General features: G+C 57.5%; 12 protein-coding genes and 3 tRNA genes. 1 reads left to right on the forward strand and 14 read right to left on the reverse strand.

Features of this window, described 5'->3' with window-relative positions; genetic code table 11:
* Nucleotides 1–52 precede the first annotated feature (52 nt).
* The gene (gene nadC, locus KHO07_RS25000) at nt 53–901 is read left to right on the forward strand and encodes a carboxylating nicotinate-nucleotide diphosphorylase (RefSeq protein ID WP_212625817.1); all 849 of its coding nucleotides are present in this window, start codon (nt 53–55) and stop codon (nt 899–901) included.
* Nucleotides 902–952: 51 nt separating this feature from the next.
* On the opposite strand, the gene KHO07_RS25005 is transcribed toward nadC, so the two are convergent.
* The 14 genes from KHO07_RS25005 to glmM all read right to left on the reverse strand — a co-directional run bounded on the left by KHO07_RS25005 (nt 953) and on the right by glmM (nt 13349).
* Nucleotides 953–1258, reverse strand: a complete 306-nt coding sequence (locus tag KHO07_RS25005) for a DUF6388 family protein (protein ID WP_150731785.1) — start codon at nt 1256–1258, stop codon at nt 953–955.
* Nucleotides 1259–1389: 131 nt separating this feature from the next.
* A tRNA-Thr gene (locus KHO07_RS25010) sits at nt 1390–1465 on the reverse strand.
* A gap of 184 nt (nt 1466–1649) precedes the next feature.
* Nucleotides 1650–3755, reverse strand: coding sequence for a polyribonucleotide nucleotidyltransferase (gene pnp, locus KHO07_RS25015; protein ID WP_007915263.1), 2106 nt, complete (start codon nt 3753–3755; stop codon nt 1650–1652).
* Between the two features lie 195 nt (nt 3756–3950).
* Nucleotides 3951–4220: a 30S ribosomal protein S15 gene (gene rpsO, locus KHO07_RS25020; protein WP_011332409.1), complete on the reverse strand. Its 270-nt coding sequence runs from the start codon at nt 4218–4220 to the stop codon at nt 3951–3953.
* Between the two features lie 142 nt (nt 4221–4362).
* Nucleotides 4363–5280 carry a tRNA pseudouridine(55) synthase TruB gene (truB, locus tag KHO07_RS25025; RefSeq protein WP_075947676.1) on the reverse strand — a complete coding sequence of 306 codons (918 nt, stop codon included), beginning with the start codon at nt 5278–5280 and terminating at the stop codon, nt 4363–4365.
* 3 nt (nt 5281–5283) lie between these two features.
* Complete coding sequence (rbfA, locus tag KHO07_RS25030; RefSeq protein WP_034148332.1) at nt 5284–5685, reverse strand: 30S ribosome-binding factor RbfA; 402 nt, start codon at nt 5683–5685, stop codon at nt 5284–5286.
* A gap of 159 nt (nt 5686–5844) precedes the next feature.
* Entirely contained in the window at nt 5845–8367 is a 2523-nt protein-coding gene (infB, locus tag KHO07_RS25035) for a translation initiation factor IF-2 (protein WP_150731784.1), read from the reverse strand.
* A gap of 27 nt (nt 8368–8394) precedes the next feature.
* The gene (nusA, locus tag KHO07_RS25040) at nt 8395–9876 is read right to left on the reverse strand and encodes a transcription termination factor NusA (RefSeq protein ID WP_008057419.1); all 1482 of its coding nucleotides are present in this window, start codon (nt 9874–9876) and stop codon (nt 8395–8397) included.
* A 47-nt stretch (nt 9877–9923) separates the two neighbouring features.
* Nucleotides 9924–10382 carry a ribosome maturation factor RimP gene (gene rimP, locus KHO07_RS25045; protein ID WP_038843818.1) on the reverse strand — a complete coding sequence of 153 codons (459 nt, stop codon included), beginning with the start codon at nt 10380–10382 and terminating at the stop codon, nt 9924–9926.
* Between the two features lie 138 nt (nt 10383–10520).
* Nucleotides 10521–10597 (reverse strand) — tRNA-Met (locus KHO07_RS25050).
* A 97-nt stretch (nt 10598–10694) separates the two neighbouring features.
* A tRNA-Leu gene (locus tag KHO07_RS25055) sits at nt 10695–10780 on the reverse strand.
* Nucleotides 10781–10801: 21 nt separating this feature from the next.
* Nucleotides 10802–11185, reverse strand: a complete 384-nt coding sequence (gene secG, locus KHO07_RS25060; RefSeq protein WP_017336473.1) for a preprotein translocase subunit SecG — start codon at nt 11183–11185, stop codon at nt 10802–10804.
* Nucleotides 11186–11189: 4 nt separating this feature from the next.
* A complete protein-coding gene (gene tpiA, locus KHO07_RS25065) occupies nt 11190–11945 on the reverse strand; it encodes a triose-phosphate isomerase (RefSeq protein ID WP_212625818.1) in 756 nt (251 codons plus the stop codon).
* A 66-nt stretch (nt 11946–12011) separates the two neighbouring features.
* Entirely contained in the window at nt 12012–13349 is a 1338-nt protein-coding gene (gene glmM, locus KHO07_RS25070; RefSeq protein WP_150731782.1) for a phosphoglucosamine mutase, read from the reverse strand.
* Nucleotides 13350–13359 lie beyond the last annotated feature (10 nt).

The following is a 13359-nucleotide window of genomic DNA, read 5'->3' on the forward strand; positions in this document are numbered from 1 at the left end:
TTGCTCCGCGCCATGGCCCTATAATCGGGCCACTTTGTTTGTGGAGTCCGTTATGCCGAATCTACGTCTCGCCGATCTGACCGCCGAAATCGAAGCCAACGTACGCCGTGCGTTGCATGAAGACATCGGCAGCGGCGACATCACCGCGCAGCTGATCCCGGCCGAACGCCTGGCCAAAGCCACCATCATTACCCGCGACGCGGCTGTCATTGCTGGCACCGCTTGGGTCGATGCGGTTTTCCGGCAACTGGACCCACGGGTTGCGGTGCACTGGCAAGTCGCCGATGGCGAACGGGTCAAACCCAATCAGACGCTGTTCCATCTCGAAGGCCCGGCACGTTCGCTGCTGACGGGCGAACGTAGCGCGCTGAATTTCCTGCAGCTGCTGTCCGGGGTGGCCACACGCGCGCAGTTCCTGGCGGACTTCGTTTCCGAAACCCAGGTCAAGCTGCTCGATACCCGCAAAACCCTGCCGGGGCTACGCCTGGCGCAGAAGTACGCGGTAACCTGCGGTGGCTGCCACAACCACCGCATCGGTCTGTACGACGCCTTCCTGATCAAGGAAAACCATATCGCTGCCTGCGGCGGCATTCCGCAAGCCATCGCCGCCGCGCACAAGATCGCGCCGGGCAAACCGGTAGAGATTGAAGTGGAAAGCCTGGAAGAGCTGAAAGAAGCCCTGGCGGCCGGCGCCGATATCATCATGCTCGATGAGTTGAGCCTGGATGACATGCGCGAAGCCGTGCGCCTGAACGGCGGCAAGGCAAAACTGGAAGCCAGTGGCGGAATCAACGAAAGCACGTTGCTGCCGATCGCCGAAACCGGTGTGGACTACATCTCGATTGGTGCGATGACCAAGGACGTGAAGGCGGTGGATCTGTCGATGCGCTTGAGTCTCTGATCGCACGCCGTAGAATGAAAAACGCCAGCCTTAGTAAGGCTGGCGTTTTTGTCAGACCACTAGATTATTCATCTCGCAGTACTCTTCCCACTCAACGCCCAAGACTTCGGCCGCCTCTTTGTGCAGCGCCAGGCGCGCAGCTTCGAATGCTTCCGGGGTTGAGGTGTACTTGAGCGTCAGCTCCCACGGTTGCAGCCCCTGGGACTCTGCCTCGTCTTCGAACGCCCACTGGATCTGGTCTTTCTGATCGTCGGCGGGCAAGTCCTTGATCTCATCGGCAAGCTGGGGCGAATCCAGCAAATACTTCTTGAGCGCTTCTTCGTGCCGTGCTTCCTGGGACATCTCTTTAACGGTCATGGCGTTCTCTTTGATCTGGGGAATGGAAGATGGATCTGGATCATCAAGGATCTCTCTGACGCAAAAACCGTATGAAGTGCGGTTGTCTGGCCTTCAGAACCATTCGGGATCATTTGAAAACAACGTATCGCTGGTGCCCGAGACAGGAATCGAACCTGCGACCTTCGCGTTACGAGTGCGCTGCTCTACCGGCTGAGCTACACGGGCGGTGGGCTAAACCTAGCACTGACCATAGAGTCAGGCAACTTCGAACACCGTTAAATGAGAAGATCGTCCAAACGTGGCTCGAGCCCTCGGCGCGAAAGGGTCTCGTACCTCTGCAGGCGCCCAAAAAAAATGCCCCACCGTTTTCACGGTGGGGCATTTTTATTGCGCTAAAGCCTGGGGGTAATTAAACGCCCGAAGCCTTGGCCGCTGCTACGTCTTTGATGGACAGCTTGATACGGCCGCGGTTGTCCACGTCCAGTACCAGCACTTCCACTTCCTGACCTTCTTTCAGGATGTCGGTCACTTTCTCAACGCGAGCATCGCTCAGCATGGAGATGTGAACCAGACCGTCCTTGCCAGGCAGGATGTTGACGAATGCGCCGAAGTCGACGATGCGCTCAACCTTACCAACGTAGATCTTGCCGATTTCAGCCTCAGCGGTGATACCCAGAACGCGCTGACGGGCAGCTTCTGCAGCTTCCTTGGTTTCGCCGAAGATCTTGATCGAGCCGTCGTCTTCGATATCGATCGAAGCCTTGGTCTCTTCACAGATCGCACGAATGGTCGCGCCGCCTTTACCGATGACATCACGGATTTTGTCGGTGTCGATTTTCATCGCGATCATGGTCGGAGCGTTGGCCGACAGTTCGGTACGCGACTGGCCAATGATCTGGTTCATCTGGCCGAGGATGTTCAGGCGCGCTTCCAGGGCTTGGCCCAGAGCGATTTCCATGATCTCTTCGGTGATGCCCTTGATCTTGATGTCCATCTGCAGCGCGGTGACGCCTTTGGCGGTACCGGCTACCTTGAAGTCCATGTCGCCCAGGTGGTCTTCGTCACCCAGGATGTCGGTCAGAACAGCGAACTTCTCGCCTTCTTTAACCAGACCCATGGCGATACCGGCAACCGGCGCCTTCATCGGCACACCAGCGTCCATCAGGGCCAGGGAAGCGCCACAAACGGAAGCCATCGAGCTCGAACCGTTGGATTCGGTGATTTCCGATACAACACGGATGGTGTACGGGAACACGTCAGCGGCAGGCAGCATGGCCGAAACCGAACGACGGGCCAGACGGCCGTGACCGATTTCGCGACGACCGGCGCCACCCATGCGACCACACTCGCCCACCGAGAACGGAGGGAAGTTGTAGTGCAGCATGAACGGGTCTTTTTTCTCGCCTTCCAGGGTGTCCAGCAGTTGTGCGTCACGGGCGGTGCCCAGTGTTGCAACGACCAGGGCCTGGGTTTCACCACGGGTGAACAGTGCCGAACCGTGGGTCTTAGGCAGAACACCGACTTCGATATTCAGCGGACGTACGGTCTTGGTGTCACGGCCGTCGATACGTGGCTTGCCGTTAACGATGTTTTCGCGAACGGTGCGGTATTCGATTTCGCCGAAAGCGGCTTTGACTTCGCTGGAAGAAGGCTGGCCTTCTTCACCGGACAGCTTGGCAACAACCTGGTCTTTCAACTCACCCAGGCGGGCGTAACGGTCGGCCTTGACGGTGATGGTGTAAGCCTGGGAGATCGCTTCGCCGAACTCGGCACGAATCGCGCCCAGCAGTTCGGTGGCTTCTGGCGCAGGCGCCCAGGTCCAGGTTGGCTTGGCAGCTTCGGCGGCCAGTTCTTTGACAGCGTTGATCACAACCTGGAACTCGTCGTGAGCAAACAGTACCGCGCCCAGCATCTGGTCTTCGGTCAGCTCTTTGGCTTCCGATTCAACCATCAGCACAGCGTCCGAAGTACCGGCAACGACCATGTCCAGGCTCGAGGCAGCCTGTTGCTCGTAGGTCGGGTTCAGCAGGTAGCCGGTGCTTTCGTGGAACGCAACGCGGGCCGCGCCGATCGGGCCATCGAAAGGAATGCCGGAAATGGCCAGGGCAGCCGAGGTACCGATCATCGCAGCGATGTCCGGATCGGTCTTCTTGCTGGTGGAAACGACGGTGCAGACAACCTGCACTTCGTTCATGAAGCCTTCAGGGAACAGTGGACGGATCGGACGGTCGATCAGTCGGGAAGTCAGGGTTTCTTTCTCGGAAGGACGGCCTTCACGCTTGAAGAAACCGCCAGGGATCTTACCGGCAGCGTAAGTTTTTTCCTGGTAGTGAACAGACAGAGGGAAGAAGCCCTTGCCTGGATCGGCTTGCTTGGCACCGACTACGGTCACCAATACGCTGACGTCGTCGTCAACGGTGACCAATACTGCGCCGGAGGCCTGACGGGCGATACGGCCAGTCTCGAGGGTAACGGTCGACTGACCGAACTGGAATTTTTTGATTACCGGGTTCACGGTGTCCTACCTTCTTTTGTGGCTCTTGGGGAAACTGGTTTCTTGCGAAATTCTTGGGCAATGTCGGGAATCGGCCCGGCGGCTGTCCAGGGTAAAACGTATATCCAGATAAAACTTGAGGCTGGGAGCCTGCCATGCGCCGGCGGGAAACCCGCTGGTGCACGACAGACAACCAACCTCTAGCGCAATCGCTTATTAGCGACGCAGACCCAGGCGAGCGATCAGAGCGCTGTAACGGCTCACGTCCTTGCCTTTCAGGTAGTCCAGCAGCTTGCGACGCTGGTTAACCATGCGGATCAGACCACGACGGGAGTGGTGATCTTTACCGTTGGCCTTGAAGTGACCTTGCAGTTTGTTGATGTTGGCGGTCAGCAGTGCAACTTGCACTTCTGGCGAACCAGTGTCACCAACAGCTTGCTGGTAGTCAGCAACGATTTGAGCTTTTTCTTGAACGTCGAGAGCCATGAGGCAATCCTTTTATCAGGAAACTGTTTCAGAAAAACAGTTTCAACAGGCCAGGGACAAATCCCTGTATCTATAAATGAGCAGTGACCGTGCCTGTTGACAGCCACCCTCTCCAGCCTGCTGTTACACAGACTGGTTTCGGTCACTCTGACCGAATCAAACGACGTGGCGCAATGCGCCCGTCTTCGCTCACTTCACCGATACCGATGAAGCGACCATTGTGATCCTGTACCCGTACCATGCCGAACTTCGGTGCATCCGGGGCGCGAACCGGCTGGCCATTGAGCCAGTAGAACGAGCTGTGCTCCGAGAACTGCAACAGTGGCCAATCGAGCAGGCCGCTGTCCGATGGCATCAGGAAGCGATCGACCGCTTCATTCCCGCCTTCGGCATGTACCGCTTCCAGCTCTTCCAGGGTGACTGTCTGGGCGAGTGTGAAAGGCCCGGCCTGGGTACGTCGCAGTTCTGCAACGTAAGCGCCACAACCGAGTTTTTCACCAATATCCTCCACGAGGGTACGAATATAGGTGCCTTTGCTGCAATCCACTGCCAGTCGCGCAGTATCACCTTCGAAGGCCAGCAATTCCAAGCGCGCAATAGTAACAGAACGCGGTTCGCGCTCCACTACTTCGCCTGCACGAGCCAGCTTGTACAACGGTTGGCCATCACGCTTGAGGGCCGAGTACATCGGCGGTATCTGACTGATTTGCCCACGAAAATCCGGCAGGACAGCTTCGATATCGGTGCGACCAACGGTCACCGGGCGTTCCTGCAAAACTTCACCCTCGGCGTCCGCCGTGGTGGTGGTTTTGCCCAGTTGCGCCAGTGTCTCGTAACCCTTGTCGGAATCGAGCAGGTATTGCGAGAACTTGGTGGCTTCACCGAAGCACAGCGGCAGCACGCCAGTGGCCAGCGGATCGAGGCTGCCGGTATGACCGGCTTTCTCGGCGTTGAGCAACCAGCGGACCTTCTGCAAAGCCGCGTTGGAGGTGAACCCCAGTGGCTTGTCGAGCAGGATGATACCGCTGACGTTACGACGGATACGTTTGACCTGAGCCACCGATTACTCCTTGGTGTCTTCGGCTTCTGCCGCAACCGGATGCTGATTGTCTTCAGCCACGGCGCGCTCGATCAATGCCGACAGGTGCGCACCGCGTACGACGCTTTCGTCGTAGTGGAAGTGCAACTGTGGAACGCTGCGCAGCTTCATTTCGCGAGCCAGCTGCATACGCAGGAAACCGGCGGCGGAATTCAGCACCTTGATGCTTTGAGCGATGTCTTCGGCGCTGTCCTGGCCCATCACGGTGATGAAAATCTTGGCATGACCGACGTCACGGCTGACTTCCACAGCGGTAATGGTGACCAGGCCGACGCGCGGGTCTTTGACTTCGCGACGGATCAGCTGTGCCAGCTCGCGCTGCATCTGATCGCCGATACGTTGGGTACGGCTATATTCTTTTGCCATGTCTTGTTACCTGTAACTGCCCCACGGTGAAACCCGTAAGGTCTGAAAGCGGCAAACGCCCGGCCTGACAGAAGCCAGACCGGGCGTTGCGTTTAGAGTCCGGGTGATGCGTCGCACAATTGAGTGCGACCGGCCATCACGGCTCCTGAAGTGCGCGAGTTAGAGGCTGCGAGCAACCTGAACCTTCTCGAAGACTTCGATCTTGTCACCGACTTTAACGTCGTTGTAGCTCTTCACGCCGATACCGCATTCCATGCCGGCACGTACTTCGGAAGCGTCATCCTTGAAGCGGCGCAGGGATTCCAGCTCGCCTTCGAAGATAACGATGTCTTCACGCAGTACACGGATTGGACGGTTACGGTGAACAACACCTTCAACCACCATGCAACCGGCGATCGCGCCAAACTTCGGCGAACGGAACACGTCACGCACTTCGGCGATACCCAGGATGTTCTCGCGAACATCGCTGCCGAGCATACCGGTCAGGGCTTTCTTGACGTCTTCGATGATGTCGTAGATCACGTTGTAGTAACGCATATCCAGACCTTCCTGCTCGACGATCTTGCGAGCACCGGCATCGGCACGCACGTTGAAGCCGAACAGTACAGCGTTGGAAGCCAGTGCCAGGTTGGCGTCGGATTCGGTGATACCACCGACACCGCCACCGACCACGCGTACTTGCACTTCGTCGTTACCCAGGCCGTTCAAGGCACCGTTCAACGCTTCCAGCGAACCACGGACGTCGGATTTGAGGACGATGTTGAGCGTCTTCTTCTCTTCCTGACCCATGTTTTCGAAGATGTTTTCCAGCTTGCCAGCGTGAGCACGAGCCAGTTTGACTTCGCGGAACTTGCCTTGACGGAACAGAGCCACTTCACGGGCTTTCTTCTCGTCAGCCACAACGCTCATCTCGTCGCCAGCGTCCGGGGTACCGTCCAGGCCGAGAATCTCGACAGGGATGGCTGGACCGGCTTCCTTGATTGGCTTGCCGTTCTCGTCGAGCATGGCCCGAACGCGACCGTAGTTGGAACCGACCAGAACCATGTCGCCTTGACGCAGGGTACCGTCTTGAACCAGAACGGTAGCCACCGGGCCACGGCCCTTGTCCAGGCGCGATTCAACCACGACACCACGGCCAGGAGCCGAAGGAGTTGCAGTCAATTCCAGAACTTCGGCTTGCAGCAATACGGCTTCGAGCAATTCGTCGACGCCAGTACCCATCTTCGCCGAGACCGGCACGAATGGAGTGTCACCACCCCACTCTTCCGACGTCACGCCGTGAACCGACAGTTCGCTACGGATGCGATCGAGATCGGCGCCCGGCTTGTCGATTTTGTTCACTGCCACAACCAGCGGAACACCCGCAGCCTGAGCATGCTGAACAGCTTCGATGGTCTGCGGCATCACGCCGTCGTCCGCTGCAACCACCAGGATCACGATGTCGGTCGCCTTGGCACCACGGGCACGCATTGCGGTAAACGCGGCGTGACCAGGGGTATCGAGGAAAGTCACCATGCCACGGTCGGTTTCAACGTGGTATGCGCCGATGTGCTGGGTAATACCACCGGCTTCGCCAGCAGCAACCTTGGCACGACGGATGTAGTCGAGCAGGGAAGTCTTACCGTGGTCAACGTGGCCCATTACGGTCACGACTGGCGCACGGGAAACTGCCTCACCTTCAAACTTCAGGGACTCTGCCAGGGAATCTTCCAGGGCGGTGTCGCTGACGAGGGTCACTTTGTGGCCCAGCTCTTCAGCAACCAGTTGAGCAGTTTCCTGATCCAGTACCTGGTTGATGGTCGCTGGAGTGCCCAGTTTGAACATGAACTTGATGATTTCAGCAGCCTTGACCGACATCTGCTGAGCGAGATCGCCAACAGTGATGGTCTCGCCGATCTTCACTTCACGCACGACAGGGCCGGTAGGGCTCTGGAAACCGTGAGCGTTGCGTTTCTTCAGTTTGGCCTTGCCGCGACCACCGCGACGGAAGCCATCGCTTTCTTCGTCGGTAGTACGTGGGGCAACGCGTGGCGCAGGCGCCTTTTCCTTAACCGAAGCACGATGCGGAGCGTTTTTGCGCTCGCCATCGCCACCACCACCGCGACGATTGTTATCGTCGGCACGTGGTTTGTCCGGACGACGCGGTTCGTCACGCTTACGCGCGTCGGCAGCCGGTGCAGCTGCTACAACCGGCGCGCTTTCACGCACAGGTTCGGCGGCTGCAACAGGTGCGGCAACAGGTTCAGCTGGAGCGGTCGGCGCAGCAGCAGGCTGGCGACGCGCTTCTTCTTCGGCGCGACGCTTGGCTTCTTCTTCAGCCTTCTGACGTGCAGCATTTTCCACTGCGCGACGTTCATCCAGTTCACGCTTGCGCTCGGCTTCGATTTCTTCCGGGCTGCGTTGTACGAAGACTTTCTTCTTGCGTACTTCAACGCTGATGCTTTTGCTGCCAGCAACACGCAGGGTGCTGGTGGTTTTACGCTGCAGCGTAATCTTGCGTGGTTCTTCCACTTTCGCCTTGTGGCTGCTTTTCAAGTGAGTCAGCAAAGATTGCTTCTCACTGTCAGTCACACTTTCTTCGGCGGCGGTGTGCGGCAGACCTGCCTCACGCATCTGCTGCAACAGGCGCTCTACCGGTGTTTTGACCTCATCGGCCAGTTGTTTCACCGTGACTTGCGTCATGCACTTCTCTCCTCAGGCCGCGCCTAATTACTCGAACCAGTGGGCTCGGGCGGCCATGATCAACTTGCCGGCACGATCATCGTCAATGCCGTCGATGTCGAGCAGGTCGTCAATAGACTGCTCGGCCAGGTCTTCGCGGGTAATTACGCCGCGCACCGCCAGTTCCATCGCCAAATCCTTGTCCATACCCTCAAGCGAGAGCAGGTCTTCGGCCGGATGGGCGTCTGCCAGCTTTTCCTCAGTAGCGATGGCTTTGGTCAACAAACGATCCTTGGCACGAGCGCGAAGCTCGTTGACGGTGTCTTCGTCAAAGCCGTCGATGTTGAGCATTTCTTCCAACGGTACGTAGGCAATCTCTTCCAGGCTGGTGAAGCCTTCATCTACCAGCACCTGAGCCAAATCTTCGTCGACTTCCAGCTCGTCGATGAAGTTGCGCAGGATGTCGCCGGTTTCTGCTTGCTGCTTAGCCTGGATGTCCGATTCGGTCATCACGTTCAGGGTCCAGCCTGTCAACTGGCTAGCCAGACGCACGTTCTGACCACCGCGACCGATGGCCTGAGCCAGATTGTCTGCGCCAACGGCGATGTCCATTGCGTGGGCATCTTCGTCAACGATAATTGCCGCAACCTCAGCCGGGGACATGGCGTTGATTACGAACTGAGCCGGGTTGTCGTCCCACAGGACGATGTCCACGCGCTCACCGCCCAACTCGCCCGACACTGCCTGGACGCGCGAACCGCGCATACCGATGCAAGCGCCCTGCGGGTCGATGCGTTTGTCCTTGGAGCGGACGGCGATCTTGGCGCGCGAACCCGGATCACGGGACGCAGCCATTACTTCGATCAGGCCTTCAGCAATTTCCGGCACTTCGATACGGAACAACTCGATCAGCATTTCCGGCGCGGTGCGCGACAGGATCAACTGCGGGCCGCGGTTCTCGGTGCGGATTTCCTTGAGCAGCGCACGCAGGCGCACGCCAACCCGGAAGGTTTCGCGAGAAATGATGTCTTCACGGGCCAGCAACGCTTCAGCGTTGTTGCCCAGATCGACGATCACGTTGTCGCGGGTCACTTTTTTCACGGTGCCGGAGATGATTTCGCCCAGGCGCTCGCGGTAAGCGTCAACAACCTGAGCGCGCTCGGCTTCGCGAACCTTCTGCACGATGACCTGCTTGGCAGTCTGTGCAGCGATACGACCGAATTCGATGGACTCGATTTTTTCTTCGACGACGTCGCCGACCTTGGCACCAGGATGCGTTTCTGCAACCTTGCTCGGCCAGGTTTCAATGGCCGGATCGTCCAGGTCTGCTTCTTCGACGACCGTCCAGCGACGGAAAGTCTCATAAGCACCGGTGTGGCGATTGATTTCCACACGCAGATCAACTTCGTCCTCGAAACGCTTCTTGGTAGCAGTGGCCAGAGCCAGCTCCAGCGCTTCAAAAATTACGTTTGCCGGTACACCCTTTTCGTTGGATACCGACTCAACAACCAGCAGTACTTCTTTGCTCATCGTACGCCTCGCCTTTCGCAAGCCATTGGATCCGCGGGATCCGCGTCTCAGTCAAAACTGGGAATAATGTTGGCCTTGTCGATCATATCGATCGGCAACAGGAACTCATGGTCTTCTACCTGCACCACGACATCCTGCTCTTCTACACCGCGCAGAAGGCCCTGAAAGTTGCGTCGACCTTCAAAAGGCGAGCGCAGCTTGATCTTCACTTGTTCACCGGCAAATTTTGCAAACTGCTCAATAGTGAACAGCGGGCGTTCCATGCCTGGCGAGGAAACTTCAAGGGTGTATTCAACGGAGATTGGATCTTCAACATCCAGCACACCGCTGATCTGACGGCTGACAATGGCGCAATCGTCCACCAGCACGCCACCCTCTTTATCGATATAAACGCGCAACATCGAGTGACGACCCTGAGCCGAGAACTCGATACCCCAGCATTCATAGCCTAGGGCCACGACCACCGGGGCCAGCAAGGCCTGCAACTCTTCTAGCTTGCTCGACACCTGAACCCCCTAGTGCATGTATGTGCATGCTATGCAAAATAAAAAAATGGGCGAAACGCCCATCCTTGAAACGCCGTCGAACAGCGGCGTTGAAAGTGTCCAGCTAACAAAAAGCCCCTTAAAAGGGGCTCCTTAAACTGGTTGCGGGGGCCGGATTTGAACCGACGACCTTCGGGTTATGAGCCCGACGAGCTACCAGACTGCTCCACCCCGCGACAAAGCTGGGGCGGAAGTATACGACCGATCCCCTACAGGGTCAATGTAACCTTCCACCTGCAAGAAAGCCCGCAACAGCGGGCTCTCCTGACTAATTGGTACCGAGAAGGGGACTCGAACCCCTACACCCTATGGGCACAACCACCTCAAGGTTGCGTGTCTACCAATTCCACCACCTCGGCAATACTACGTTTGAAACCTTCTTACTTCTGCTCTTGAGCTGGAGGCACGTCAGTCGCTGGAGTAGCCGACTTTTGCTCTTGAAGCACCGGGACATCATCAGAAGCCGGTTGTTGCTTTGGAACTTCCAGTACCGCTGGATTTGGGAGACCTACCTGAGTCAGCTGGTGAGCCTTCTCTTTAGCAAAGTAACCTAACCCCAAGCTGGTTATGAAAAAACCTGCGGCAAGTATAGCAGTAAACTTACTAAGAAAGGTAGAGGAACCTTGGCTTCCGAACACAGTATTTGAAGCACCTGCTCCGAAAGACGCACCAGCATCCGCACCTTTACCCTGCTGCAGCAATACGAGAGCAACTACGCCCAATGCACCCAGCAGATGAAAAACGACTACGACTGTTTCCAGCATTTTTTCAGTTTCCCGCGGCGCGACAAATCGCACCGAACTCATCTGCATTCAGGGAAGCCCCACCAATGAGACCCCCATCGATATCCGGCATGCCGAACAGTTCGACCGCATTGGCCGCCTTCACGCTGCCGCCGTATAGAAGCCGCACACCTTGTGCGACTTCAGAATTTTCTGCCGCCAACTGAGCGCGGATGGCTGCGTGCACATCCTGCGCCTGCTGCGGCGAAGCAGTCAGCCCGGTGCCAATGGCCCAGACCGGCTCGTAAGCAATTACTGCATTTGCAAAGACACCGACACCCAGCTCGTCGATGATGCTGCTCAGCTGACGCGAGACGACTTCAACAGTCTTCCCCGCTTCGCGCTGCTCGAGGGTTTCCCCTACACACAACACCGGAATCAGGCCGCTTGCCTGTGCCGCTGCAAATTTGCGAATCAGCGTTGCGTCCTGCTCGCCCATAATCTGGCGGCGCTCTGAGTGCCCGACAAGCACCAGGGAACAACCTGCATCCACTAACTGACTTGGCGAGACCTCACCGGTCAGTGCACCTTGTCCGGTTTCCACTGCAGAGTTCTGCGCGCCGATCGAAATCGACTTTCCTTTCAAGCCATCAACCACTTGGCTGATATGCAACAAAGGCGGGAATACCGCTACATCAACACCGCTCGGCAAGGCCAAGTCACGAAGGCCGTTGATCAGCTCAGCGACGCTGGCGCGGGTACCGTGCATCTTCCAGTTACCAGCTACCATAGGGCGACGCATGCTGTACCTCGTCGGTCAAAGTGGGCGCAGATGTTACCCAACACAATCAAGGCTGGCAAGCCGAATTCAGGCAGAAACTTCAGTTACCAGTTTTGCCAGCTCTTCGGCGTAACCACGAACCTGCGTTTCGTCTTCGCCTTCGACCATGACTCTCACCAACGGCTCTGTTCCCGACTTGCGCAACAGGACACGGCCGCGCCCCGCCATCGCATTGGTGACACGCTCGCTCGCTTCCTTTACAGATGGATGATCGAGCGGACTCGCACCCCCGGCAAACCGCACATTGATCAGCACCTGAGGGCACTTGCGCAGCGCCTGACGCGACTGAGCAAGACTTTCGGCTCGCGACTTGAGCGCCATCAGCACCTGCAGCGCGGCGATAATCGCATCACCTGTGGTGGTGTGATTGAAGCAAACGATATGCCCCGAGTTCTCACCGCCGACCAGCCAATTGCGCTCCAGCAGATCAGCGATCACATAACGGTCACCGACGTTGGCACGAACAAATGGAATTGCCAGATCCGCGAGGGCCAACTCCAGCCCCAGGTTACTCATCAGAGTGCCGACCACCCCACCCTGCAGCTTGTCGCGCTCATGCAGGTCGCGGGCAATGATGTACAGCAGTTCGTCACCATCGACGATAGCGCCGGTGTGATCGACCATCAAAACGCGGTCACCGTCACCGTCGAATGCAATACCCAGGTCGGCGTGCTCGGCCAGTACGGCAGCCTGCAACTGCCCCATGTGGGTCGAACCGCAATTTTCATTGATGTTCAAGCCATTGGGTTGCGCGGACAGGACGACGACATCAGCGCCCAGCTCACGAAATACGCTAGGCGCCACTTTGTAAGTCGCGCCATGAGCACAATCGATGACGATTTTAAGCCCGGCAAAACTGGTGCCCGTTGGCACACTGCTCTTGCAGAATTCAATGTAACGACCCGACGCATCGTTGATGCGCGTGACCTTGCCGATCTTGCTCGACTCAACCACGGTCATCGGCGTGTCCAGCAGTTCTTCGATCATCTGCTCGACTTCATCCGGCAATTTGGTGCCCTTGCCGGAGAAAAATTTGATGCCGTTGTCGTCATGGGGGTTGTGCGACGCACTGATCACGATACCGGCTTCAGCATGGAACGTGCGCGTCAGGTAGGCGATGGCAGGTGTTGGCATCGGCCCCAGGAGCATTACATCAGCGCCCGCCGAAGTAAGGCCGGCCTCAAGTGCGGATTCAAACATGTACCCGGAAATCCGGGTGTCCTTGCCGACCAGCACCTTGCAGGCGCCCATCTTGCGAAACGCCATGCCAGCTGCCCAGCCGAGCTTGAGCATGAAGTCAGGAGTAATCGGGTATTCGCCGACACGGCCACGAATGCCGTCAGTACCAAAGTATTTCCTAGTCATAAGCGCTCCA

It is taken from the genome of Pseudomonas sp. PP3 (genome assembly GCF_905336995.1).
In the GTDB taxonomy this organism is placed as follows: Bacteria; Pseudomonadota; Gammaproteobacteria; order Pseudomonadales; family Pseudomonadaceae; genus Aquipseudomonas; species Aquipseudomonas reinekei.